The sequence below is a fragment of the Chryseobacterium cupriresistens genome (genome assembly GCF_046614675.1).
GTDB lineage: Bacteria > Bacteroidota > Bacteroidia > Flavobacteriales > Weeksellaceae > Chryseobacterium > Chryseobacterium cupriresistens.
This window is the reverse complement of the sequence record NZ_JBKKJT010000004.1, coordinates 106,658-130,596: the sequence shown is the minus strand read 5'-3', so window position 1 is coordinate 130,596 and position 23,939 is coordinate 106,658. Positions and strand designations below refer to the sequence as shown.

Below are 23,939 nucleotides of genomic sequence, written 5' to 3'. Positions count from 1 at the left end.
ATAAATCTTCTACAGTCCACCATTACAATTGAAAAATAAACCACAAACAATACATTTAAATAAAAAAAATTAAAACAAATTTCAATTTTAATGTATTAATATTAAAATTTTATTAAATTTGATTAAAACTAAACCCATCAAAATCAATTAAATATGAAACAAAACTACCTGTTGATCACGCTATGCAGCCTTCTGCTCTTAGCTAATTGTAAAGGAGACGACTCTGTTACTCCCGAAGAAAACCCCACTAAAGTAATATCCACAGGAACAGTGGAAGGCAGAGTATTGGCAAAAAACGGGACCAAACCGATTGGAGGGGCTCTTGTATTTACTACTGACGACCAGAGCAATGTTTACCATACCTATTCCAATGCTGACGGAAGTTTCAGCTTAACAGCTCCTGAAGGCAAGACAACCCTTCACATTCAGACAGGTGATGGTAAAAACTTCAGAACAGAACTTCCTCTTACCATTAAGAAGAATGAAACAGTTACTGTAGCTGCCACAGATTCAAAATTGGATCAGATAGCAAAAATGGCTTATATAAAAGGAAGCTATGATGAAATTGAAGCCATTATAACCTCTCTCGGATATACTGCCACTGAAATTACGTATCAGGATTTAAAAAATATCAACACCATTTCCCAGTATGACATTATCTTTCTGAACTGCGGATCCCGTACCTACGCCCAAACAGGAACTTCAATGCCGAGCAATGACGTTAATGTTTATACCAATCTTTCCACTTTTGTAACCAATGGCGGAAGTCTTTACAGCTCAGACTGGGCTTCGGCTTATCTGGTAGGAGGAAATACTAATACCGAAAACTGTAATGCACCGGGAGGTTTTATCAATGATAACCTTCTTTGTCTGCAGGATACAGGCACTGCCACTACTTATATGGGCTGTAACGTTTCAAACACGGCTTTGGCAACTGCATTAGGATTTAATACCCTGGACATTCAATATGATATGGGCGCATGGGAAAAAATTCAAAACTATGATCCTTCATTCTGGGATGTTCTCGTAAAGAAAGGCAATGAACCGTTGATGATAAGAACAGCACATTATACCAATCCCTCAGCCCCACAAACTCCTGTAGGAACTTCTTTAAACAACAACCACATCACCATCTGTCATCACACAGCCAGTGGAAATAACATCACCATTACCATCAACCAGAATGCCTGGAACGCCCATCAGGCACATGGAGATACCATGGGATCCTGCACAGGAAACTCTACCAGCGGAAATATCTATTATACCACTTTCCATAACCACGCAAGCGGAAATATCGGTAAAGCAGGACCGATTCTGGAATACGTAATCTTAAATTTGTAATAAAATTTTATAACTCAGTTCTCAAAGTGGCTTTTTATAAGGCCACTTTTTTTATATTGCATGTATATTTTTTTAAAGAATGGATACAACGATTATTAATATTTTCTGCCTTATTTTATTATTTATAGGAATATTGGGAACTTTTCTTCCTGTATTACCTGGTCTTTTACTGAGTATCTGCGGACTGTTGATCTATAAATTCGGGACAGATGCGGATCTTCCGATGATTTATATATGGGCCTTCGGAATTCTTACGGCAGCTTCTGTAGTGTTAAGCTATGTGATTCCGGCAAAGACCAACAGAAAATACGGGGGCACTCGTTGGGGAAGTATTGGTTCTGTTATCGGAACCATTGTGGGAATATTTATTCCGATTCCATTAGGTTTTCTGATAGGAATGTTTGCAGGGGTATTTATTGGTGAATTACTTCACGACAGTAAGGATATGAATAAGGCTTTACAATCTACCAAAGGAGCACTGATTGGATTCATTTACGGAACAGGATTCAGCTTTGTGGTAGGAGTGGCAATGTTTTTGGTAGTATTACTTGATATGTTCAACGTCATTTAATTAAATATAAGAAACTATGTTCCATAAAATTATCATACTCAGTCTGGGAATATTTGCATTAACAGGATGCGATGCCCAAAAGAAATCCAGAATTAATACAAAATCCCCTGAAATGTCTGCAGGCACAAAATCAACAAGCCCTGATAATCAGAAAGATGGTATTATCTACCTGAGTGAAGGAGAGAATAAGTTTTTAAGAGAATACCAGATGAATGTGACATTCAAAGGGGTTTCTGAAGACAGCCGTTGTCCTGAAGGAGTCAATTGTATCTGGGCGGGCGTTGCTCTTGCTCAGGTGGAGGTCATGGGAACTTCTACCCGGCCGATGATTCTGAACCTTGCCAGCGGAGATTTTCCGGCAAGAAATTACCACCAGTCGACAGAATTTAATGGTTACACTATTACATTACAGGATATTGCTCCGTATCCGAAATCACAGGACGGAACAAAAGCACTAGCCGGAAAATATAAAATCGGAATTACAATAAAAAAAGCTGAACCATCAGCTGATTCTACCACGAAATAGGCTTCTTCCCTTTGGAAACAAGATATTCATTAATTTTTGAGAAAGGCTTGCTTCCAAAAAAACCTCTGTGCACAGAAAAGGGTGAAGGGTGTGCCGATTTCAGAATAAAATGTTTAGCCGGATCTATGAGTTCGGCTTTTTTTTGTGCAAAAGCGCCCCACAATACAAACACTACATTCTCTTTTTTATCTGAAATCTCCTTAATAATAAAGTTGGTGAATTTTTCCCAGCCAAGGTCTTTATGGGAATTGGGTGAATGAGCACGAACCGTTAAGGTAGCATTCAACAGTAAAACGCCCTGTCTTCCCCAATCATCAAGTTCTTTGGAAGTTCTTACTACGCCCAGATCATCTTTTAACTCAATAAAAATATTTTTAAGGGATGGCGGTGCGGCAACCTGTTCGGAAACAGAAAAGCATAAACCATTCGCCTGATAATCATTATGGTAAGGATCCTGCCCAATAATCACAACTTCAACATCATCAAAAGCAGTAAGTTCCAATGCTCTGAAGATCTGATTTTTTGGTGGAAAAACTTTGGTTGTTGCATATTCATTCTTCACTTTCTCCCAAAGGGTTGTAAAGTATTCCGTACTTTTTATCGGGGCTAAAATTTCTGTCCAGGTCATAGTGCAAAAATAATAATATTAAAATAAGGGCTTACATTATACCTTAAATATCTTTACTTTTCTTTCAATCAGCATATAGGAAAAGTAAGACAGCAATAATGAAAAAGAGATTAACAACAAATTATTAAGATGATAATTATTCACAATAACAAAATCCTGTTTCTTCACCATATAATGGATAATATATAATGAGTAAGAGATATTTCCCAATAAATAGATGACTTTGGTTTCTAAAAATGCTTTTAGGTGATTTGACTTTCCTTCATAAAGGTATTTGATCATCAATGCTGATAGTAAAGGAATAAACAATAATCCTTTTTCCACAAACAACATGGATGCAAATAATATGAGAATGATATACATGATCAGATTTTCTCTTTTCATTTTAAATTGTGGTAAAAGGGCAGCTCCAATACCAAGAAAATAAGAAGAAATTGTCCTCAGAAGAGAAACAAGGCCGTATGGAAGATCAAGGTATCTTGGTGATTCCCCTACTTCCATGGGATGCTCAGAACCTATATATAAATGGCCGGGTAAGTACGGAAGCACAAACCTCAAAACCAAACTGGTAATAATTAAAATCTCGCTGCGTATTTTATACTGCAGGACAAACCATAACATAAAGGGGAATATCAGATAGCAAATCCATTCTGTACTCAGCGACCAGTAGACAACATTCAACAGATAATCCGGATTAAAAAAGCATTGTAATAAGGCAGCATTAATGAGAAATCCTGCTACAGAAGTCTTCACTAAAAACAATGCAATAAAAATAACTGATACAATATACACAGGATAAATCCTGTTGATTCTTTTTTTATAAAAAACCTCAAGTCCTTTATAATTCAGATCTTTCAACTTTCCGGAATAGGAAACCGTCAGTAAAAAAGCGCTTAATACAAAAAAGATATCAACCGCTACATACCCCTTTCCTACTATATCCTGAATAAATTCGTTCCTGAAAAAACTAAAATGAAAAAAAGCTACCCATAATGCAACAACTCCTCTAAGCCCCGTTAAAGATTTTACTTCATTTTTCATATATACTTTCAATCGGCAATAAAGATAGAGAAAAACCTGCTAGATCTCATAAGGGCTGCGAGAGGCTTTTTGCAGTCTGAAAATAATATTATCCGGAAAACCTTCATCCTGCTTTCCTTCCTGCAAAATGAAATGATGTTTTAAAAGAAGTCCTTTTGAGCTTTCATTGAATTTGTTGGTAACAGCCACAATTTCCTGTAAATGCAATTCGTTAAATCCAAAATCCAGAACGGACTTCAAAGCTTCAGACATGATTCCCTGCCTGTGGTATTCGGGCAGTAATTCATAACCGACTTCCGCTGTTTTACGGTCTTCAGAAAAATTCCAGAGACAGATGGTTCCGATAAGGTTCGGCTGATCTTTTAAAGAAATTCCCAGATAGATGGTTTGGTTATTTTTAGTTTTTTCTTTAATCGTCAGAATAAACTGGAGCGCATCGTAGTTATTTTCAGGAGATTTCCTTATAACGAACCGATTGATCACCTCATTGCTTCGGATTCGCAAAATATCATCAACATGACTTTCGTTGATATCTCTCAGTAATAATCTTTGGGTTTCCAGTTTCATATTTCAAATTTAATAAAAGAATATCATTGGTTTATTTTTTAGTGTTAAAACTTTAAATCCCGGTTAATTTATTCTGTAAATCTCTCAGATATACGTAATAATCAAAATTCTCACTAAATTTGCACTGTGTATATAGATAAAGAAGATTTAGACGAATTAGAGTTTCCGCAATTGCTCGCGGAAATCTCCCCATTTGCGTATTCTCCGAAAACAAGAGAAAAAATTCTTCAACTTCGTCCGATGGAAATTGACGAGGCGGAACTTTCATTAAAAAAAACCTCAGAATATCTGTCGAGTTTTGAAAGTTCAAATGCGATTCCGTTTGATGAGTATGAAGATATTGAAAGTGAGCTGAAATTGATGCTGATCGAGAACTACCGTCTGGAAAATGCTGCTTTCATCAAAATAAAAACCATCACGGAACAGATCGGAAGACTTCAGAAATTCTTCCCAACCATGCCGGAAACGTTTCCTACTTTATTGGAAGAAGTTTCTGTACTGGAATTCAGAAAAGAGATCATTGAGAAGGTGGATAAGGTTTTTAACCGTTTTGGTGAAGTAAAAAACGAAGCTTCCCCAGCTCTGAAAGGGATAAGAACCGAAATTCAGCTTGCTAAAAAAGCAATCCAGGAAAATTTCAACCGCGCTCTTACCACGTACGGACAGAGTGACTTTCTGGATGATATCCGGGAAACGATTATTGACGACCAGAGGGTTCTGGCAGTAAAGTCAGGATTCAAAAAAAGGGTTGCCGGAAGAACATTAGGAATTTCCAAAACAGGTTCCATCACATATATTCAGCCGGACAGTGTTGTAAAGCACTATTTCAAACTCCGTGAGAATGAAGAGGAAGAGAAAAAAGAAATTGATAAAGTTCTCCGTAAGCTTACAGCAGAACTGGCAGAATTTCAGCCTCAGCTGTGGAGATATCAGGTGTATATTTTTGACCTTGATCTTACGAGAGCTAAAGCGAAATTTGGTGAACTGATTAACGGAGTTCTTCCAAAAATCAATCATCATAAAACGTTGAGATTAAAAGATGCTTATCATCCTCTTTTATGGTTAAGAAACAAAGTCGAGAACAAAACCATTCACCCTCAGACACTTACCTTAACAGAACATAACAGGATCATCTGTATTTCCGGTCCGAATGCCGGTGGAAAGTCAATTACCCTGAAAACGGTAGGATTATTACAGCTGATGATTCAGAGTGGTATTCTGGTTCCGGTTCATCCAAAATCTGAAATGTTTTTCTTTGAGAAAATTATGACGGATATTGGTGATAACCAATCTATTGAAAACCACTTATCAACCTATTCATCGAGGTTGAAGAAAATGTCAGGAATCATCCGTGAAGCAGACGCCAATACGCTATTGCTTATTGATGAGTTCGGTACAGGTTCTGATCCGGAGCTTGGAGGTGCGCTGGCAGAAAGTTTCATGGAGTTTTTCTATGATAAAAAGAGTTTTGCCATTATCACAACGCACTATACCAATATTAAACTGGTGATAGAACAGCTTCCCAACGCCCAGAATGCAGCCATGCTTTTCAATGAAGAAACACTGGAGCCGATGTATAAGCTTGAAGTGGGGCAGGCAGGAAGTTCATTTACTTTTGAAGTTGCAGAAAAGAATAAAATTCCAAGATTTATCATCCATTCGGCCAAGAAAAAGGTAGAGCATGATATTGTGAATCTTGATAAGACGATTGTAAAACTGCAGCAGGAAAAATTTGAGGTTGAGAAACTGAAATCCGATCTTGCCGAAAGAAAAGAATCCGTAGAAGATAAACGTGATAACCTTCAGAAACTGAATGACCAGCTTCAGCAGAAACTTTTCAATTTCCAGAAACTGTATGAAGAGGAACACCGCAAACTTCAGTTCGGAAATAAGATTGAAGCATTCATCGACAGCTATACCAAAGGAAAATCCAGAAAGGATGTGGTAAAAGATTTTGTAAAGCTTCTTGAACAGGAAAAATTCCGAAAACTGGGGACAGACAAGGATGAATCCAAGCGCCTTCAGGTTGTTAAGAGAAAAATCACTCAACAGCTGAAAAAAGAAGAAGTGATTGAAAAAATTGCTGAAACCAATGAAAAACTTGAGGAAAAGCGTAAAACCGATCGTGCCGTATGGATGAAAATCGGACAACGTGTCCGTATTACAGGAAGTACCAGTGTAGGAACCATTGAGAAAATTTCCAGAAACAAAGTGATTGTCAATTACGGAACTTTCAAGACAACCATTGATGCAGATGAACTTGAAAGAATTTAATAAATAAGAAATTAAATTAGCGCAAATACAAAGAGAGAGCACCCAAAGGTACTCTCTCTTTTTTATTTTTACTTCTTAATGAATTTTAATCGGGTTACCTTTTCTTTATCTTTCAGCTGGATAAAATAAACTCCTTTTGATAAATGGTTAAGGTTTACATGGTGATTTGAAACTTTTCCTTCGTCAATTTTCTGTCCTGCTATATTATAAATTTCATAATCGGCAGCTTCTGAAATTCCGGAGATATTTAAAATATCAGATGTGGGATTAGGATAAATTTCAGTTTTTACAGACCTTCCTGATTCTTCCAATCCAAGGGTGAGATTGATTAAATCTACTCCATAATCTTCAACTTCCCCATAGGTAAATGTACTGCAGGCATCTAAAGGTATTGTTTGACTGGAAATAACCCTCATGGTAACGCCACATAGTGTCACTGCTGCCAGACTTGGAATCGTAAACACAGATACAGCCGGAGCAGCCTGAGTAACATTATTGGCCACCATCACTCTTTCGTTGGATTCAAAAATTCCGTTGGCATTAAGATCAATCCACGCCGTTACTGTTGTTGTCCCGGGTGTCCCCATCCACGTATTGGTTACTGAAAGCTTATTTCCTGTAGTTCCTATAAAAAACTTAACTCTACGACTCAGATCACTTCTGTAATCTATATAATTAGAAGGTCCGGAGTCACTTACCATTGGTGTGTTAACTCCTGTAGAATTTACGGTCACATTGGAAATATGCATCATCGTGGTATCTGTAGAAGCACTTGCACAATAATTAATGGTAGTGGTAAAAAATATAGGATTAGACCATAATCCCTGTGTTGTACAGACTTTCACTACCTGTACTTCATACGTTGTACAAGGTTGCAAACCTGTAATTGTGAAAGAGTTTTGACCCGATACGGGTGTACCCGTCATCCAGAAAGTTGTTCCTGGTATTCTATATCTTATCATATTATCCGGACTATTAGGATCTGCAGTCCAGGTAACTGTTCCAGAAGTAAGTGTTATATTCGACATCTGAACTCCTGTTGGAGCATTGGTATCACAGTACAATAAAGATTGAGGTTCTTCTTCTATTTTGTGGGTTGCCTGAAGGCTTGAAATTCCCAACATAAAAGAGAATACAAAAAGTAGTTTTTTGGTCATGTTTATCAGTTTTAAAATTTCCTTGAAAAATAGGGTATTTTTTCAAATATAGCTTATACTTTCTCCATATAGCATTGTATTTTTTAATATTTTTGACAATAAAGTGTAAAACACACAGAAACTCTATGCTTTAATATATGTTCAAAAGTATTTCTACTCTCTGGATTTTTTATAAAAAAATAATAATTCCCACCTTGATATTTTCTTTATTAGCTTCTTGTTTATCCTCTTTCAATATTGAGAACTTTGGATTGAGTTTTCTTTTAATATCTCCTGTCCTTCATTATTTTATATATGAACTCAGGTTTAAAAACGAATATTACTTTTATGCCAATTTAGGGTTTTCCAGAAGTTTCCTTTGGGGATTCACAGTATCTGTCTGTGTGATTGTCAAAATAATAACAGGAATTTTATGAGTAAGCTTCATATTGACAGCATAACCAAGTCTTTTAAAGATAATAATATCCTGCGGGATATTTATTTAGGATGTGAAACCGGAAAGATTATTGGAATTCTGGGCAGAAATGGTGCCGGAAAATCAACATTATTAAAAATTATTTTTGGAACTGTCAGCAGTGATACCCAGTTTATAAGATACAATGACAAAGTTCTGAAAAGCATTTCCGATAGAAAAAACAGAATTGCTTACCTGCCACAGGATATTTTCTTACCGAAGTACAATACCATTAAAACCTTCATTCCTCTTTTTTGCAATAAGAAAAGTACAGATCTATTATTGACTTCAGATCTGATCCGTCCTTTTTTGTCAGAAAAACCTAAAAATCTTTCCAGAGGTGAGCAGAGAATCATTGAAGCTTTAATGATAATTTATTCTGAAGCTGATTTTGTTTTACTGGACGAACCTTTCCATAGTCTTTCTCCGAAAATTTCTGCAGCATTGAAAGCTGCAATCATTGAACAGTCTGCGTATAAGGGATTCATTATTTCTGATCATAATTATCAGGAAGTTCTTGATATTTCACACCAAATATTTCTTCTGCGTGAAGGCTACCTGAAACAAATACAAGATTTAAAAGAACTGCAGCGGTATAATTATCTTCCGAAAAGCATTTAATTTATATATTTGAGGGATTAAAAAATTTTCATGATGACTTTCATAAATAAAGCATTCTATTTATCCGCTTTCAGTATTTTATCTATTGCTTTTGTAAAAGGACAGACTAAAGTTCCTTTTGGAGTGGTAAAAGCTGAGGAAGGATATGCCAACGTACGCGTACATAAAGACGACTACCGAAAAATTGTAGATAAGATCCGTATGCGCAAAGGTGATGTATTTGTTTATGTAAAGCCGGCTCCGGGAGAAACGGAATGGATCTGGATCAAATATCCCGAAAAACAGGATGACGACAAACCTTTTGTGCGTTATGAAACTCTGGATAAAGAAGGAATGGTGAATAAAGGACGTATTGCCTATGTAGACCAGCTTCCCGCCTATACTCCATCCAAATCTAAAAACGGAAGATCTTTGATTTTTACCGACAATTCCGATCCTAAAATCCCTACTGCCCAAAGAAGCAAAGTAGTGATTGATATTTACCCTTCCAATGCAGGTTACCGTAAAAAGGAAAAAGATGCAGATGGAAAAATTCTTACGATTGATAAAGTAAAACCATGGGGAATTGGTAATGACCTTCCGGAAGGAATGACCGAAATCAAATCCATCAGAGTGCAGCAGCCCGGAAGAGGCTCTGTTTTTGTAAGGGAAGCCATCAAAAACATGTTCCAGCCTACCATGGATTTTGAGAACATTGGAGTAACTTCTCTCGACAATGATAATATTTTCCTTTATATGATCAATGGTTCAGGGGAAAACAGATATACAACACTCTGGACAATTAAGAAGGGAAGAGTAATCAGCCAGATTATTTATCATAATCCGGAATAAATTCATTATTTTTGCATTCGAAAAGTTTTTACGCTTATTCATCACAGAAATTGGTTCTGCATCACTGCAGATTAAAAGGGAACCGTGTGAAAATCACGGACTGTCGCGCAACTGTAAAGTAACTGAAGTCTTTATCAAAGATCCACTGTGCGAGGCATGGGAAGGAGATAAATGATGTTACAAGTCAGGAGACCTGCCTTTTTCTTAAACATGTAACTTTCGCGATTTGAAGTTGTATTGATCTGATGGATTGTTTCAGGAATTCTATAAGTTCCTGTCATTATTCTGTTGTTTTAGTATCCTTTCATTTCGCTTTAATTAATAATGATATATGACTACAGAAGAAAGAATTGAAGCATCCGAAACCAGAATCTTTAAAGCGGTTTTCCCAAACACAACCAATCATTACGATACCCTTTTTGGAGGTACTGCCATGCAGCTGATGGACGAAGTAGCTTTTATCACCGCAACCCGTTTTGCCAGAAAAAGAGTGGTAACCGTGAGCAGTGATAAAATCGATTTCAAAAAACCTATTCCTGCCGGAACTATTGTGGAACTGATCGGCAAAGTTTCCTACGTGGGAAAAACCAGTATGAAGGTGAATGTTGAAATTTACACTGAACAGATGTACTCCTATGAAAGAGAAAAAGCTATTGTAGGTGATTTTACTTTTGTAGCCATCGACGAATTCAAGAAACCAATCCAGATACTATAAATTATAAAGCTTCGGGCGGCCTTTGGCCGCCCGAAGCTTTAAATATTTTCATTGACATTATTTCAATACCTTTTCTGTTTCCAGACTTCTGTTCAATAAAAGTTCAAAAGCCTCTCCCATTTCGTCTGATGCTCTGCTGATTGCATTTTCAAGCATATTCCGGATCTGTCTTTCCGTCACTCCGGCTTCTGTCCAGCTCTTTCCTGTAGTATGGGAATTTAAAATAAACGGCATAATTCTATCGATTCCACAGGCAAAAATAGCATCCGGTGTTTTCTCTTCCTCAAACTCCAGCCACAGGTTAAAAAATTCTGTACGTAAAGGCTCATCCAGAATTCCAAAGATCTTTTGGGCTGAAGCTTTCTCTCTTTCAAACTTTCCGACCATAGCTTTTTCATCAAAAATAAAAGTGTCTCCGGCTTCTATTTCCACAAGATCATGAATGGAAAGCATTCTTATCACTCTTAGCAAATCAATATCAGCTCGGTTTTTAGCATATGGATAAAGGATCTGGGCAAGAATAATGATCTGCCAGGAATGTTCAGCCGTATTCTCTCTTCGGGAATCGTCTGCATTATAATTTCTTCGTTGTACATTTTTAAGCGCATCTACTGCCAGAATAAAATCTATCTCTTTCTGAATTTTCATCTTACTTTTTATTTCTGTTATATTGATCTGACGGATATACCTTTGTTCTGGTAATCCATTTATTATTGATCTTTTCTTTCGTTATGACCTTTACCTGATCCTCATTGGTCATATCCTCCTCTTTTTCCAGCACTCTCTCCAGCCCTTTGTTCGGAATAACGGCATATTCTGTTGTAAAAATCCTGCAACAACCGGACTTACCGTAGGAAATAAGACGCTTTCGTTTAGCATCTGTTTCAAAAAAATCAAAACCGTTTGAGCCCAGGTCTGTAAGTTCTTCACTTTTTACAAATGCCATTCTTGTAGTATTGAATACATAAACATCATAAGAAGCCGAACTGTAATTTCCCATATTTCCGTTTCTTATCGCTACATCTTCGGTGCCGTCAAAATTAAAATCATCTACAATTACACTACGCTGATCCTTTGAAAGCGGAATCAATTTCCCGCGAACCAGTTTTTGGCCTTGTTCCGCATATACAACAAGATCATCAGAAACAAAAGTCTGTACTTTGCTGTTTTTATGGTCAAACAGTTCCACCGTTCCTTTTCCTCCACATCGGTCATCGTAACAGTTTTCTGTCTGAATGACTGCATCATAGTTCTTTGATACATTTTTAATTTCAAACTGATATTGCCCGAAACAGAGCGGTCCCAAAAGAAATACTGATAAGTGCCTGTACTTATTTAAAATATTCATGGTAATAGTAATGATTTGGGTGTTTTTTATTTCTAACAAAAATACGAATCATAATACCGATCTCAAAATCCATGTCTCATTATCTGTCAGAATTTCCCTTTCCATAAAACAGTATTTACAGATAAGAAGCTTTCTCCCGCTATCCGCTCATACTCCTCGCGCCTGCCTAAAGCCGTGGCTGCTGTGGGGTAACCGCTGCTATCGGGGCTATGATATGAGTAATCAGTAATGGGTAATGAGTAATAATAATTAATAAAAGTTCATTTTTTTCTCTTGATTTCTCTCAATCTCATTAAAAAAAATTAATTTTTTCAGGCATTTTCAACCAAAATTCATTTTACTTAAAAATCATGATAAAAATTATTTACCTGATTATCAATGTTTTAAATTATTTATTTTAAAAATTTCACTACTTTGTATTGCATAATACCATTTTATTTACATATCTTTGTAATGTAAAATTAGAATAGGCTCAGCTAGCTAGGGGCATTTTTCTAAAAATATAACTAATTAACAAAACTTATCAAAGATGAATACCGAAAATACCAAAGCGCAAATGCGAAAAGGAATTCTGGAATTCTGTATTCTAAGTCTCATCAATAACCGAGAAATGTATGTTTCTGATCTTATTGATGAACTGAAAAAAGGAAAACTGGATGTAGTGGAAGGGACCCTCTACCCTCTTCTTACAAGACTTAAAAATGGAGAATTTCTCTCTTACAGATGGGAAGAATCTACCGGAGGACCACCCAGAAAATATTATCAGATCACAGAAAAAGGAAAACTTTTCCTGGATGAACTTCTCAATACATGGAATGAACTGACAGCCTCAGTAAACCAAATCACCCAACAAAATTAAAAAACAAAGCTATGAACAAGACACTCTCAATAGGACTCGCAGGTTTTTCTTTTACCATAGAAGAACACGCATATATAAAGCTCAGCGATTACCTGAACGCACTGAGAAGCTCTCTGGATGCTTCTGAGGCTGATGAAGTAATGCATGACATAGAAATAAGAATGGTGGAAATTTTCAAAGATTCTTTAGGAAAACGTGAAGTGATCAACGATACCGATGTAGAAAGGGTAATCGCACAGATCGGAAGCCCTGAAAAAATCGAAGAGCAGGAAGAAGCTTATTATTCTGAAAAAACATCTGCCAGAAACTATAATTCAGGAACTCATTATACCGATAAAAAGCAGCTTTTCCGTGATCCGGAAAAACAAAAAGTTGCCGGAGTCTGCGCAGGCTTAGCTCAGTACGTAGGAATGGATATTACTACCATGAGAGCAATCTGGCTGGGAATCTTCGTATTAGGAATTTTTACAGCAGCCATTTCTTCTTCATTAATAGGTCTTCTATATGTAATCCTTTGGATCGTACTTCCAAAAGCTGAAACAGCAGCAGATTTCCTGAAAATGCAGGGAAAGCCTATGAACTTCGACAATCTTAAGAATGAGTCTAATAAATTGGTACAGTTTGCCAATGAATCTACTCAGAGGGTCGGAGAAATCTATAACGAAAACAAGCCATACATCAACAATGCAGGAAGCGGAATCTGGAATGTATTTAAGTATATTGTAGGAGGATTCTTCGTATTGATGGCTGTAAGCAGCATTATCGGAGTGTTTGTATTATTTGCCCTTTTCGCAATGGACACAGACTTCCCGGGAGCTAATGAGATCAGATTCTATATGGATGATCAGGGATTGGATAAAGTACTGGCTGCGATGATGGTGATCGGAAGTTTAATTCCGGCAATCCTTTTCAGCTTGTTAAGCATCAAAATATTCTCTCCGAAAACAAAACTGAGAAATATCGGATGGGTTGTAGGAGGTTTATTCCTTCTTCTGATCGGACTTGGAACTTACTTCGGTATCAGCATGGCTAAGAAAGATATGATCTACAGAGGAAGTAAGGAAGATGTAGAAAATGTTGCCATCAATACTACTTCAGATACTGTTTATGTGGATGTAAAACAGATCAACATTCCTCAGAGCTTCAAAGCGTATGACAATGATATTTATTCTGATAAAAAATCAGTGTATGAAGAAGATTATATTTCTGTAGATGTAACCAGAAAACCGGACATCAAAACACCGTATCTGATCATCAAAAAAGAAGGAAAAGGATATAACTTCCCTATCCAGCTTACAGTTCCTGTAGAAGTGGTCAACAATAAAGTATTACTTCCAAACTACATCAAGTATCCATATGAGCACAGATTCAGAGATTACAGACTTGATTATGAACTTGTAGTTCCTCAGAAAATGGTGATTATATCGATGAAAAAAGACCGTATCAACATGGATGGAGATTTAGACGGAGACGGAATCAATGATAATGATCAGGACAGTGATGAAGACAACAACGGTGTCAGAATCGAAAAAAATAAAATCACAGTAAACGGCTCCAGCATTGAGTACAACTCTGATAACAAAGACAGCATCATTGTAAACGGTAAAAAAGTTCCGAACAACCAGGCAAAGAAAGTAATTGATTCTGCAGTGTCCAATATTAAAAAATCAAATAAAGATATGGACATCAAAATCAAAGACGGGAAAAATGAAATTTCCATACAAACTAAATAATTAACTTCAGAGAGTGGTAGAAGGTGTGGGTGGATGGCAACCGTTTGAAATTCACACCCTTCTTCTCTCAGAAAAGTGAAAATAAAGCTCCATTTAGTTTCTTATGTGAAAAAAAAGTTTTAATTTCGTAAAGCTAAAATTTAATAACCAACCAATCAAAAACGCAGCCTTATCATGATACAATTTGCAATGGAATTCGTAATGAAAATCGTAGATTTAATTAGCGGTTTGTTTTAAGAGCGATAATATTTCAATATATTTGTAAAGTATAACCAAAGTTTGGTTATACTTTTTTGTTTTTAATCCGGGAAATCTATGAAAAAGCTATTAGGCAAAGCAATGTTAAAATTATTAGGTTGGAAGGTCGTCCTGCAGGGCGATGTCAACAACCTGAACAGGTGTATCCTTGTGGTTGCACCACATACTCATAATATGGAGTACATTTTAGGAAATTTCGCCTACTGGTCCTTGGAAAAACCTTTAAAAATTATCATCAAAGATGCACACACCAAAGCCTGGTATGGAAGTATCGTAAAAGGACTTGGAGGTATAGGAATCGACAGAAGCCAGAAAAATGACCTTGTGAATTTCGTGGCCAACCAGTTTTCAAAGGAAGATTTCAGTCTTGTTATTACTCCGGAAGGAACCAGAAGCTGGGTACCAAAATGGAGAAAAGGATTCTATCACATGGCTTTGGCAGCAAAAGTTCCTATCGTTCTGGCAGCAGGGGATTTTAAAAGAAAAATTGTGTACCTTGGTTACACCATTCCTTATGAAAGAATAGCCTCAGTACCTTTTTCAGAAATCATGCAGGAAATCCAGGACTATTATGTAAAAAATGACATTGTTCCAAAAGTTCCGGCCAACTGGAATCCCAATATTATGGGAACCGAGCTAGAAGCTAGAAGCTAGAAGCTAGAAGCTAGAAGCTAGAAGCTAGAAGCTAGAAGCTAGAAGCTAGAAGCTAGAAGCTAGAAGCTAGAAGCTAGAAGCTAGAAGCAAAATTAATCATCATTTATCAACTATTAAAAAATGAAAGGTCAGACAAAAGAAGAAATATTAGCATTTATCAATAACTGGGGAGATGTAACTCTTGCCAAAACGCTTGAAATCAAATTCATCGATATTGATCTGGAAAATGAAACCCTTACAGCCACAATGCCCGTTCTCCCAAGAACCCACCAGCCGTTTGGAATCATGCATGGAGGAGCCAGCTGCGTTTTAGCGGAAACATTAGGGTCAAGCCTGTCTAATATTTTTATCGATGGTGAAAAATATTATGGAGTAGGAACCAATATCAACTCCAATCACTTAAGAAGTAAAAAAGATGGTATTGTAACCGCTACGGCACGTTTTATCAGAAAAGGCAAAACCATGCATGTCTCTGAAATTGAAATCCGTGATGAAAAAGGCGTTTTGATCAATCATACTACAATGACGAATAATATTATTCACAGATAAGTTGCAGCAACATAAAAAAATAAAGAGCTTAAATTAAATTTAAGCTCTTTTTATTTTGACATCTTTAAGACTAGTAATACCTTTGTAAAAAGGAAAATCACAACGGGAATTTCTATGTTATTTCCATGATGATTTTTCAAAATCTTTCATAACTCATGATTTATTTCAAACTTCCTTTTGACGAGAGACTCCTGTCTGCTGATGAAAATAATACAAAAAATGCTGTCAACTTTGTTTCTTATAACGGCCTGGATCAAATCAGCTTCAACGGAGAAATTTGTGAAATTGATGCTGTTGAATTTGCTCATACTTCTATTACCAATGAAAATCTGATCAGTGATTCTACAAATTCTTCTGCCGAAACAAAAGATGAATACTGCGAAACATTACAGAAAGTGATCGAAGTGATTAAAGAAAATCACCTGCCAAAGCTGGTTTATTCCAGAAGAAAGATTTTCAAAGACTTTAGTTCCATCGATTATAAAGAGAGCTTCAATAATGTATGTAAAAATTACCCCAATGCTTTCAGATATCTGTTTAATGATGGGAAAAATGCATGGATGGGAGCTTTCTCAGAAGTATTAGGGAAGTTTAATAAAACGACTCACGAATTTGAAACCATGGCTCTTGCCGGAACTCTTCCTGTGTCTGAGGAATGGTCTGAGAAAGAAATTGAAGAACAAAAGCCGGTTACTGCCTACATTCAGGATATTCTTAAAAACTATTCTGACCATGTAGAACAATCGGAAACCTATGACCATATTTCCGGTAATATCAAACATTTACGAACAGATTTTAAAACCAGTATACAACCTGAAGATCTTGATAAAATTATCCAGGATCTGCACCCTACTCCTGCAGTCTGCGGTATTCCAAAAGATTTTTGTAACGAAAATATCCGCAAATATGAAAAATTTCCACGTGAATTTTATGCAGGTTATATCAAGGTTGAAACGGATGAGAGTATTCTGTACTTTGTCAATCTGCGTTGTGCAAGACTTTATAAAGACTCGGTACATGTTTTTGTAGGAGGCGGAATAACAGCTCAAAGTGATCCGGAAAAGGAATGGAGAGAAACAGAACTGAAGTCTGAAGCGATATTGAAAAACCTGGTTATTTCCTGATATTTTTAGATTCTCCCACAGATCGCACAGATTTGCACAGATATTTGCGCGCATTTTTTTACTGAGTAAAACGAGTTTATGACCATTCATAAAAACCTAAGTGAGAATATTGCGATAATTATAAGTTTTGGCTAAAGCCAATGGAATATATTTCCTTCTTTTGAACGGGCTAAAGCCCGTTCCTATTGATACAAAAAAACAGTATTGCATTTAAGACACCTAATTTCTAATCCCTTATTCCTAATCGCTGCTACCTAATTCCTTTTATCTACCACCTAAAAAACAAAAACCTCCTTCAAAAGAAAGAGGTCTATATCTATATTGAAATAATCAATTTATTTCTTTACACCGATTCTGCTCCAGGTATCCATTACAAAAAGCAGGATAAGGCCTATGGCAGCAGCGCCAGCAGAGAATACAAACTTAATGTTATCTTCATCTCCAAGGATATCTGTCGCTTGCCAGTTGATAGCATAAAGATTGATGGCGATGAATACGATAAACAGTACTAAAAATACTTTATAAAACTTCTTCATGACTCTTAAAAATTAATATAATTCTGCACGAGTTGAGCAAAATTTGCGGTGAATAATTTAATTGAAATTGCCAAAAGGATAATTCCGAAAACTTTCTGAAGGATCATCAAAGTAGCATCCCCAATTTTCTTCTCCAGCCATTTCGCTGATTTCAGCACCAAATATACGAAAATTGTATTAAGAATGATTCCGCAGATAATATTAATATCATGAAATTCAGCTCGCAGAGACAGTGCGGTTGTTAGGGTTCCGGCTCCTGCAACCAGCGGAAATGCGATGGGTACAATGGATGCAGCCTTTGCTTCAGTGGTTTTATTGATTTCAATTCCTAAAATCATTTCCAGGGCTATGACAAAAATCACAAAAGCTCCGGCAATGGCAAAGGAATTTACATCCACTCCGATAAGCTTCAGAATCTTATTTCCTACGAACAGGAAAACGATCATAATTGCTCCCGCAGTAATGGCAGCCTTTCCGGCTTCAATCTGTCCAAACTTCTGCTGAAGACTTACGATAATAGGAACTGAGCCGATGATATCGATAACGGCAAAAAGAACCATAAAGCTGGTAACAATCTCTTTAAAAGAAAAACCCTCAAAAATTTCCATCTCTTTGTAATTAAAAATTTCGCAAAAATATGAAAATAAACTGATTATTTGCTAATTTGTGAATATAAATTAACAATAGTTTTCAAAAGTTCTTCCAAAGCTTCAGCAGATTTCACAGGATTGTATTTTTCCATCTGAACTTTCTGCTGCAGTCTGCTGTATTCATCTGCAACTGAAGAACCCTTGTGTTTTTCAAGAAAAGTTTTAAACTCGGGAGTAGAGCCTTTGAAATACTGGCTTCTTACTTCCTCGTCCAATTCTTCCAGCGTTACAAAGAACTTTTCATACTCTCCGTTATCTTTAAGATTTTCCAGATATCCAAAATAATCATTAATATCTGTTTTCATCAATTCTCTGATCTCTTTTTCTGTTTCAGCCACTGAACCTAAAGGTTTTGAAGGTACAGTTTCCCTAACTAATGTACGTTTTTTTTGCCAATTTTTAAATAGCAGATATGCAACAAATAAACTGATCAGAATAGCAATATTGGTCAGAAGAATATTCCAGTGGAATTTGCTTTTTTCTTTTACTTTAAAAGAAGTGGTTTTTAATACCGGAGTATTTACCGTCTCTAAAAGGTTATTGGTATATTCATTTACTTTCTCCACTGTAGAACGTGCCTCCAAAATCTGATCGTGGGAAAATGCGTTCAGATCCAGTGTTTTCTGTCCAAGATCTACATATTCTTTGCTTGCTGGATCAAAGAAAGCAAATTGTTCCGTTTTAATTGAAATTACTCCTGATTTTTTAGGAATAATCACATAATTAGCCAGGATTTCACCTTTCATTCCGGTAGTTCCCGGAGTAACTTTTGAGGTAATTTTGGGGGCAAAAACTTCATAATCCGGAGAAGCAGCAATCTTAGGAAGTTCCATATCAGGTAAATTACCTTCTCCTGAAACTTTCACCACTATATTCAGAGGCTTTTTGGCTTCCGGTTTTTCTTTGGAAGCATTGTATACGTTTACATTAAAGTTTCCAACAGCATTTTTAAAGCATTCGGGAGCTCCTTCAGGAAGCTTTCTTACGTTGATTCTGACTTTATTGGAAACAATTTTTGTTTTATTGGAATAGGTACTTACTGAAGCAGATACTCCGGGAACCTCCACATATCCAGCTTCATTAGGAAATACCATAAACATGGCCAGAACCTGCGAAGGCATATTTCCATATCCGGACGGATCTATCTCAGACTTATTAAAATTAATAGGATGCACGTTGATATTGTCCTGCTGCGGAAGGTGGATATTTTTCACCTTTCTCAGGTTATCCATATTTCTGGAATACACTCTCAGAACAGCTACAGTAGGCTGATCCTGATAGACATCCCGATCATCAATTTCCATGTTCAGATACACATCATTGGAAGTATTTGCTGCCAGAGATCTTCTGTCGACAATATCACGGATATTGACATCAAAAGGTTCGGTTTTATAGATTCTGTTGTTGACGGTAACAAGAACGGAACCGATTTTTATTTTCCCTTTTTTCTTAGGTTCCAGAGCAATTCTGGAGACTTTTTGGGTAATTAAAGTATTGGTAGCAGGATCAATCACGGTATTCGTAACAGACCCGCTTCCTATAATATTAAATTTTGAAAGATCCGGAAGCTGGAAACCTGTCTGCTGTACAAGATCGCTACCGTTAAGTTCAAGAACGATGGTCAGGTTGATGATATCTTTACCTGCATATTCGGTTTTATCTGCATCCATAGATAGATTTACCTGTCCGTAAGTAATTACGGATGCCAGCGTTAGCAATATGTAAATCAATTTATGCTGCATCACCAATCTTTCTCGTTGCTTTCAGGCATCGAATAAGAATTTTTGTTTAAAATTCTTCTGGCGGTTTCTTTTTCTTTTTCGTTTATTTTATCTAAGATCGCATTTTCAAGATTCTTTGGCATTCTGCCTTCATTATTTTGATTCTGCTTAGGATTGTCACCCTGGTCACTTTTACCTTCGTTTTGCGGGCCGTTACCCTGATCCTGTTTTTTGTCTTTGTCGCCTTTCTGATCATCTCCTTTGTTCTGATCATTTCCGCCGCCACCTTTTCCTGAGTTATTCTGTTCGTTTTTTTGCTGTTGTTTTTCTTTCTCTTTCAGTTTGGCAATCTCATAGTTTTTTCTGGTTACCTCACTGTGGGGATCCTGCTTCAAAGCTTTTTTATAATAGTCGGCCGCTTTTTCCGGCTGATTCATCTGCATATAAGCATTCCCCAAATTATGAAGAGCAGCTGCTTTATCAGGCAGTGTCTGTGAAAGTTTTTCTGCTTTTTCAAACTCAGCCTTTGCTTCTTCGTATTTTTTACTTTTATACAATGCATTCCCCATATTATAGTGAGCGGTAAAATCTTTATCATTAGATTTTATCGCTTCCATATATTTCGAAGAGGCACCTTCATAATCTTTACCGTCAAATTTCTGATTGCCTTCATACACTAAATTCCTATAGCTTTCCTGCCCAAACATCAGGCCTGAGAACGAAATGGCAACAATAAACGATAAAAATATGATTTTAGTATTCATCACTTGCAAAATTATTCCTTTATATGTTAAGAAACAGAGTTTTATTTGTTAAAGTTCGGTTAAAGTACTTGTAGAATTTCTTCTATAAATAAAGGAATTCTACACATTAAAATCTTTTTTAGGATTAAAAATATAAATTAAAAAGAAAAACAGAAGAGATACTGCAAGAAAATACTGATAATAATGATTGGCATTCTGTGATTTTACCATAGTTTCCGCACCGGCAGATTTTTTATTCACCGCATCTACAATTCTGTCCGGAGCTTCATTGATATTATTTCCGTCAATATAAGTTCCGTCTGTAGATTCCGCCATTTTCTTTAATGCTTCCGTCTGCCTTTTTGAAATCACGGTACCACCGTTGGCATCGGTTTTATATCCCATCAGCTGTCCGAACACATATTCAGGAACCGGCGCACCTTCATCTGTGCCCACACCTACAGAAGTAATGCTTATTCCTTCTTTATTAGCTAATCTGATGGCAGCATTATCATTTCCTTCATTATCTTCACCATCACTCAGCAGAATCACTTTTCTGGATCCTTTGCTTACATTTTTAAATTTTTCAGCAGCAGCCTGCATTCCTTTCAGAAAATCTGTTCCCTGAATCTGCATAGAGCTGGTTTCAATACCGCTGATATAAGTTTCCGCAGAATTATAATCCGTTGTAAGAGGCATAATAGACATGGCATTCCCTGCAAAAATCACTATACCTACTTTGTCATTATTCATTTTCTTCATGGTAGCCAGCATCAGGTTTTTAGCCTCTGTCAGACGGCTTGGATCTATATCTTCAGCATTCATAGAATTGGATACATCCAGCATAAAAATGACATTGTTCAGTTTCTGGGTACTTTTCACTTCTTCAGAACCGTTCAGAAGATCAATGATAGAAAATATCAGAAATAATGTTCCCAATAAATGTAATGCAGGAAAAAACTTTGTAAATCCTGATCTTTTTTCAAATAAATTCTCGTGAAACTGGCTTGCAGCAAAAATTTCTCTTTTTTTATTTCTCCATTGTAAAAAACGGATCAAAAAAGAAGCTAACAGCGGCAGAAGCAACAGTAAAAATAAATACCAATAATTTCCTAAAGACCAACTCATCAACTTAAAATTTTATAAAACACCCATCTCAACAATGCATCCAGCACCAGCATGGCCAGTGCAACCCAAAGGAATATTTTGAAATACTCTTCATAATTGTACAACTTGGAAACCTTTACATCAGATTTTTCCAATTGGTTGATCTCATTATATACTTCTTCCAGACTACTGTTTGAGGTAGCTCTGAAATATCTGCCTCCCGTTGTCTGAGCTATTTCTCTCAAGGTATTTTCATCGATGGTAACCTCTGTTTCAGTAAAGATGAGATCACCAAAAATATCCTGCGATGTCGGCATCAGCGCATAACCATTGGTTCCAATTCCGATTGAATATACCTTTATATTATTATTTTTTGCCAGTTCGGCAGCAACCTGTGGTGGAATCGCATTCTGAATATTGCTTACCCCATCCGTCATCAGGATCACCACTTTACTTTTGGCTTTACTTTTAATCAAATGATTCACTGCTACAGAGAGTCCTTCACCGATAGCTGTTCCAGGTTCAAGACCTGCAGAATTCAGATTTTTAATTTCATCAATAACCACCTGGTGATCTGAGGTAACCGGAACTTTGGTAAAAGCTTCTGCAGCGTAAGCTACCACGCCTATTCTATCATTAGGACGTTTCTGAACAAATTTTACGGCAATATCCTTCAGGGCGGTAATTCTGTCCGGGCTCAGATCCTTCGCCAGCATACTAAGAGAAACATCAATGGATAACATAATATCGACTCCCTTTGTATCATCTCTATCCTGAGAAATGGTAAACGTTCTCGGCCTTGCCATGGCAATAATCAATGCTGAAAGAATGATATATTTTGATATTTTCAGCAAAAAAAGCACACCCTGGATACTCCCGCTGTGATCCATATTTTTTATGGTAGGAACTTTTATACCTTTTCTTTTATTTTTTCCAATATCTTTAATTAAAAGTGGAATAAACAGCAGAAAAAGCAGCAAAAACCATGGGCTGTAAAACTCAAAATTAAACATCCTTCCTTAAGTTTTCGAATTCTAAATCTTTGGATGATCTTTTCACAAAATCTCTGATATTGGCAAAATCTCTTTCCATGGTTTCCTGATCAGGAAATGTTTTGGCAAATTTCACCAGGTCTCCCCTAAGGAAAACATCTTCTATTATTTTTTCGTTGTCCTGCGAGATGGTATTATTTTTTTTCATGACCTCAATAAGATCATCGGTAAGAAGTACATCTGCAGGAAGGCGGTATTGTTTTGTAATGAAGGTTCTGGAAATATCGATCAGTTCCACATAAAACGAACGGAAGTTTCCTCCTTCAATATATTTTTTCTTTTTAAGAGAGTCGAGCTCTTTTAAGGTCTGGTTGGTTGCCACTACAGGAGAACTCTTTGATTTTCTTCCCCATTTTACAAACATAATAATAGCAATAACCAGTGCAATACCAGCCAATGCAGCAAGGATATAAAACTTATAAAGCTCCCAATAATCTTTGGGTTCAAGTTTCACCTGCTTATTATTCATGATATCATTGATCTGATCTGCTTTTTGAGCCGTATTAATAACATCTATTTCGTAAGGAATTGTTTTAAGTATTCTGTCACCCACTTTGAATTCCAGTTCCGGAATGGTAAATTTTCCTTCTTCAAAAACAGCAAATTCGATTTTTCTTTCATAGGTGTTAGCCGTTTGTCCGATACTGTCTTTGGTTTCTTCAAAATGAAAAGGAAGCAGCTCATTTTTGGCTGCTGAAGTTACCTGCTGCTCATTAAGGTTATCAATCTTTATGGTAAGATGATTGATTTCTCCGAGAGCAAGAGTTTTCTTTTCTACGTTAGAGGATAATATCTGTGAAAAAGCATTTGCACAGATCAGAAAAGATAATATTAAAAGTATTTTTCTCAATGTTAAATAATAAGGCAAAACGCCTGATG

At 36.5% G+C, this 23,939-nt stretch carries 25 protein-coding genes and 1 riboswitch; of the genes, 12 read left to right on the top strand and 13 right to left on the bottom strand.

Annotated features, from left to right (window positions below):
* Positions 1-153 precede the first annotated feature (153 nt).
* The 3 genes from ACLI50_RS12880 to ACLI50_RS12870 all read left to right on the top strand — a co-directional run bounded on the left by ACLI50_RS12880 (position 154) and on the right by ACLI50_RS12870 (position 2,438).
* Positions 154-1,341, top strand: a complete 1,188-nt coding sequence (locus ACLI50_RS12880) for a carboxypeptidase-like regulatory domain-containing protein (RefSeq protein WP_411413940.1) — start codon at positions 154-156, stop codon at positions 1,339-1,341.
* A gap of 79 nt (positions 1,342-1,420) precedes the next feature.
* Positions 1,421-1,912 carry a DUF456 domain-containing protein gene (locus ACLI50_RS12875; protein ID WP_110010116.1) on the top strand — a complete coding sequence of 164 codons (492 nt, stop codon included), beginning with the start codon at positions 1,421-1,423 and terminating at the stop codon, positions 1,910-1,912.
* Positions 1,913-1,928: 16 nt separating this feature from the next.
* Positions 1,929-2,438, top strand: coding sequence for a hypothetical protein (locus ACLI50_RS12870; RefSeq protein WP_411413939.1), 510 nt, complete (start codon positions 1,929-1,931; stop codon positions 2,436-2,438).
* Here the strand turns inward: ACLI50_RS12870 and ACLI50_RS12865 are convergent.
* Genes ACLI50_RS12865 through ACLI50_RS12855 form a run of 3 tightly spaced genes read right to left on the bottom strand, consistent with a single transcriptional unit; the run spans position 2,425 to position 4,674 of the window.
* On the bottom strand, positions 2,425-3,066 hold the full coding sequence (locus ACLI50_RS12865; protein ID WP_227942919.1) for a uracil-DNA glycosylase: 642 nt from the start codon (positions 3,064-3,066) through the stop codon (positions 2,425-2,427). The two genes, ACLI50_RS12870 and ACLI50_RS12865, sit on opposite strands and share 14 nt — an antisense overlap.
* A gap of 36 nt (positions 3,067-3,102) precedes the next feature.
* A complete protein-coding gene (locus tag ACLI50_RS12860) occupies positions 3,103-4,107 on the bottom strand; it encodes an acyltransferase family protein (RefSeq protein ID WP_411413938.1) in 1,005 nt (334 codons plus the stop codon).
* Between the two features lie 39 nt (positions 4,108-4,146).
* Complete coding sequence (locus tag ACLI50_RS12855) at positions 4,147-4,674, bottom strand: GNAT family N-acetyltransferase (RefSeq protein WP_411413937.1); 528 nt, start codon at positions 4,672-4,674, stop codon at positions 4,147-4,149.
* A gap of 126 nt (positions 4,675-4,800) precedes the next feature.
* Between ACLI50_RS12855 and ACLI50_RS12850 the strand changes: the two genes are divergently transcribed.
* The gene (locus ACLI50_RS12850; RefSeq protein WP_227942922.1) at positions 4,801-6,948 is read left to right on the top strand and encodes an endonuclease MutS2; all 2,148 of its coding nucleotides are present in this window, start codon (positions 4,801-4,803) and stop codon (positions 6,946-6,948) included.
* Between the two features lie 68 nt (positions 6,949-7,016).
* On the opposite strand, the gene ACLI50_RS12845 is transcribed toward ACLI50_RS12850, so the two are convergent.
* Positions 7,017-8,105, bottom strand: coding sequence for a GEVED domain-containing protein (locus ACLI50_RS12845; RefSeq protein ID WP_411413936.1), 1,089 nt, complete (start codon positions 8,103-8,105; stop codon positions 7,017-7,019).
* A gap of 412 nt (positions 8,106-8,517) precedes the next feature.
* On the opposite strand from ACLI50_RS12845, the gene ACLI50_RS12840 reads away from it, so the two are divergent.
* The 3 genes from ACLI50_RS12840 to ACLI50_RS12830 all read left to right on the top strand — a co-directional run bounded on the left by ACLI50_RS12840 (position 8,518) and on the right by ACLI50_RS12830 (position 10,726).
* Entirely contained in the window at positions 8,518-9,180 is a 663-nt protein-coding gene (locus tag ACLI50_RS12840) for an ATP-binding cassette domain-containing protein (protein ID WP_411413935.1), read from the top strand.
* 30 nt (positions 9,181-9,210) lie between these two features.
* Positions 9,211-10,011 (top strand): hypothetical protein, encoded by an 801-nt coding sequence (locus ACLI50_RS12835; RefSeq protein ID WP_411413934.1) that lies wholly within the window; start codon positions 9,211-9,213, stop codon positions 10,009-10,011.
* 34 nt (positions 10,012-10,045) lie between these two features.
* Positions 10,046-10,226, top strand: a riboswitch (cobalamin riboswitch).
* Between the two features lie 116 nt (positions 10,227-10,342).
* On the top strand, positions 10,343-10,726 hold the full coding sequence (locus ACLI50_RS12830) for an acyl-CoA thioesterase (protein ID WP_002977578.1): 384 nt from the start codon (positions 10,343-10,345) through the stop codon (positions 10,724-10,726).
* A 57-nt stretch (positions 10,727-10,783) separates the two neighbouring features.
* Here ACLI50_RS12830 and ACLI50_RS12825 read toward each other — a convergent pair whose 3' ends face one another.
* Both ACLI50_RS12825 and ACLI50_RS12820 read right to left on the bottom strand, forming a co-directional pair.
* The gene (locus ACLI50_RS12825) at positions 10,784-11,374 is read right to left on the bottom strand and encodes an HD domain-containing protein (protein ID WP_137905730.1); all 591 of its coding nucleotides are present in this window, start codon (positions 11,372-11,374) and stop codon (positions 10,784-10,786) included.
* A 1-nt stretch (position 11,375) separates the two neighbouring features.
* Positions 11,376-12,074, bottom strand: a complete 699-nt coding sequence (locus tag ACLI50_RS12820; protein ID WP_227942926.1) for an XAC2610-related protein — start codon at positions 12,072-12,074, stop codon at positions 11,376-11,378.
* A gap of 529 nt (positions 12,075-12,603) precedes the next feature.
* Between ACLI50_RS12820 and ACLI50_RS12815 the strand changes: the two genes are divergently transcribed.
* The 5 genes from ACLI50_RS12815 to ACLI50_RS12795 all read left to right on the top strand — a co-directional run bounded on the left by ACLI50_RS12815 (position 12,604) and on the right by ACLI50_RS12795 (position 17,251).
* A complete protein-coding gene (locus tag ACLI50_RS12815; protein ID WP_002977573.1) occupies positions 12,604-12,933 on the top strand; it encodes a PadR family transcriptional regulator in 330 nt (109 codons plus the stop codon).
* Between the two features lie 11 nt (positions 12,934-12,944).
* Complete coding sequence (locus ACLI50_RS12810) at positions 12,945-14,666, top strand: PspC domain-containing protein (protein ID WP_411413933.1); 1,722 nt, start codon at positions 12,945-12,947, stop codon at positions 14,664-14,666.
* A 315-nt stretch (positions 14,667-14,981) separates the two neighbouring features.
* Complete coding sequence (locus ACLI50_RS12805) at positions 14,982-15,578, top strand: 1-acyl-sn-glycerol-3-phosphate acyltransferase (protein ID WP_110010128.1); 597 nt, start codon at positions 14,982-14,984, stop codon at positions 15,576-15,578.
* A 120-nt stretch (positions 15,579-15,698) separates the two neighbouring features.
* Positions 15,699-16,127 carry a PaaI family thioesterase gene (locus tag ACLI50_RS12800; RefSeq protein ID WP_002977570.1) on the top strand — a complete coding sequence of 143 codons (429 nt, stop codon included), beginning with the start codon at positions 15,699-15,701 and terminating at the stop codon, positions 16,125-16,127.
* Positions 16,128-16,282: 155 nt separating this feature from the next.
* Positions 16,283-17,251, top strand: a complete 969-nt coding sequence (locus ACLI50_RS12795; RefSeq protein WP_343640141.1) for a chorismate-binding protein — start codon at positions 16,283-16,285, stop codon at positions 17,249-17,251.
* Positions 17,252-17,586: 335 nt separating this feature from the next.
* On the opposite strand, the gene ACLI50_RS12790 is transcribed toward ACLI50_RS12795, so the two are convergent.
* The 7 genes from ACLI50_RS12790 to ACLI50_RS12760 all read right to left on the bottom strand — a co-directional run bounded on the left by ACLI50_RS12790 (position 17,587) and on the right by ACLI50_RS12760 (position 23,910).
* Positions 17,587-17,787, bottom strand: a complete 201-nt coding sequence (locus tag ACLI50_RS12790; protein WP_110010130.1) for a hypothetical protein — start codon at positions 17,785-17,787, stop codon at positions 17,587-17,589.
* 5 nt (positions 17,788-17,792) lie between these two features.
* Positions 17,793-18,395, bottom strand: a complete 603-nt coding sequence (locus ACLI50_RS12785; protein ID WP_411413932.1) for a MarC family protein — start codon at positions 18,393-18,395, stop codon at positions 17,793-17,795.
* Between the two features lie 44 nt (positions 18,396-18,439).
* The gene (locus ACLI50_RS12780) at positions 18,440-20,179 is read right to left on the bottom strand and encodes a BatD family protein (protein WP_411413931.1); all 1,740 of its coding nucleotides are present in this window, start codon (positions 20,177-20,179) and stop codon (positions 18,440-18,442) included.
* Positions 20,179-20,922, bottom strand: a complete 744-nt coding sequence (locus ACLI50_RS12775) for a tetratricopeptide repeat protein (protein ID WP_343640147.1) — start codon at positions 20,920-20,922, stop codon at positions 20,179-20,181. Before ACLI50_RS12775 ends, ACLI50_RS12780 begins: the two co-directional genes overlap by 1 nt.
* Before the next feature lie 99 nt (positions 20,923-21,021).
* A complete protein-coding gene (locus ACLI50_RS12770; protein ID WP_343640149.1) occupies positions 21,022-22,029 on the bottom strand; it encodes a vWA domain-containing protein in 1,008 nt (335 codons plus the stop codon).
* The gene (locus tag ACLI50_RS12765; protein ID WP_343640151.1) at positions 22,029-23,021 is read right to left on the bottom strand and encodes a VWA domain-containing protein; all 993 of its coding nucleotides are present in this window, start codon (positions 23,019-23,021) and stop codon (positions 22,029-22,031) included. The genes ACLI50_RS12770 and ACLI50_RS12765 overlap by 1 nt, the downstream gene beginning before the upstream one ends.
* Positions 23,014-23,910 (bottom strand): BatD family protein, encoded by an 897-nt coding sequence (locus tag ACLI50_RS12760; RefSeq protein WP_227942933.1) that lies wholly within the window; start codon positions 23,908-23,910, stop codon positions 23,014-23,016. Before ACLI50_RS12760 ends, ACLI50_RS12765 begins: the two co-directional genes overlap by 8 nt.
* Positions 23,911-23,939 lie beyond the last annotated feature (29 nt).

Coding starts and splice junctions, on each gene's coding strand:
- ACLI50_RS12880 (WP_411413940.1), top strand. CDS start 154: ATGAAACAAAACTACCTGTTGATCACGCTATGCAGCCTTCTGCTCTTA.
- ACLI50_RS12875 (WP_110010116.1), top strand. CDS start 1,421: ATGGATACAACGATTATTAATATTTTCTGCCTTATTTTATTATTTATA.
- ACLI50_RS12870 (WP_411413939.1), top strand. CDS start 1,929: ATGTTCCATAAAATTATCATACTCAGTCTGGGAATATTTGCATTAACA.
- ACLI50_RS12865 (WP_227942919.1), bottom strand. CDS start 3,066: ATGACCTGGACAGAAATTTTAGCCCCGATAAAAAGTACGGAATACTTT.
- ACLI50_RS12860 (WP_411413938.1), bottom strand. CDS start 4,107: ATGAAAAATGAAGTAAAATCTTTAACGGGGCTTAGAGGAGTTGTTGCA.
- ACLI50_RS12855 (WP_411413937.1), bottom strand. CDS start 4,674: ATGAAACTGGAAACCCAAAGATTATTACTGAGAGATATCAACGAAAGT.
- ACLI50_RS12845 (WP_411413936.1), bottom strand. CDS start 8,105: ATGACCAAAAAACTACTTTTTGTATTCTCTTTTATGTTGGGAATTTCA.
- ACLI50_RS12840 (WP_411413935.1), top strand. CDS start 8,518: ATGAGTAAGCTTCATATTGACAGCATAACCAAGTCTTTTAAAGATAAT.
- ACLI50_RS12835 (WP_411413934.1), top strand. CDS start 9,211: ATGATGACTTTCATAAATAAAGCATTCTATTTATCCGCTTTCAGTATT.
- ACLI50_RS12830 (WP_002977578.1), top strand. CDS start 10,343: ATGACTACAGAAGAAAGAATTGAAGCATCCGAAACCAGAATCTTTAAA.
- ACLI50_RS12825 (WP_137905730.1), bottom strand. CDS start 11,374: ATGAAAATTCAGAAAGAGATAGATTTTATTCTGGCAGTAGATGCGCTT.
- ACLI50_RS12820 (WP_227942926.1), bottom strand. CDS start 12,074: ATGAATATTTTAAATAAGTACAGGCACTTATCAGTATTTCTTTTGGGA.
- ACLI50_RS12815 (WP_002977573.1), top strand. CDS start 12,604: ATGAATACCGAAAATACCAAAGCGCAAATGCGAAAAGGAATTCTGGAA.
- ACLI50_RS12810 (WP_411413933.1), top strand. CDS start 12,945: ATGAACAAGACACTCTCAATAGGACTCGCAGGTTTTTCTTTTACCATA.
- ACLI50_RS12805 (WP_110010128.1), top strand. CDS start 14,982: ATGAAAAAGCTATTAGGCAAAGCAATGTTAAAATTATTAGGTTGGAAG.
- ACLI50_RS12800 (WP_002977570.1), top strand. CDS start 15,699: ATGAAAGGTCAGACAAAAGAAGAAATATTAGCATTTATCAATAACTGG.
- ACLI50_RS12795 (WP_343640141.1), top strand. CDS start 16,283: ATGATTTATTTCAAACTTCCTTTTGACGAGAGACTCCTGTCTGCTGAT.
- ACLI50_RS12790 (WP_110010130.1), bottom strand. CDS start 17,787: ATGAAGAAGTTTTATAAAGTATTTTTAGTACTGTTTATCGTATTCATC.
- ACLI50_RS12785 (WP_411413932.1), bottom strand. CDS start 18,395: ATGGAAATTTTTGAGGGTTTTTCTTTTAAAGAGATTGTTACCAGCTTT.
- ACLI50_RS12780 (WP_411413931.1), bottom strand. CDS start 20,179: ATGCAGCATAAATTGATTTACATATTGCTAACGCTGGCATCCGTAATT.
- ACLI50_RS12775 (WP_343640147.1), bottom strand. CDS start 20,922: ATGAATACTAAAATCATATTTTTATCGTTTATTGTTGCCATTTCGTTC.
- ACLI50_RS12770 (WP_343640149.1), bottom strand. CDS start 22,029: ATGAGTTGGTCTTTAGGAAATTATTGGTATTTATTTTTACTGTTGCTT.
- ACLI50_RS12765 (WP_343640151.1), bottom strand. CDS start 23,021: ATGTTTAATTTTGAGTTTTACAGCCCATGGTTTTTGCTGCTTTTTCTG.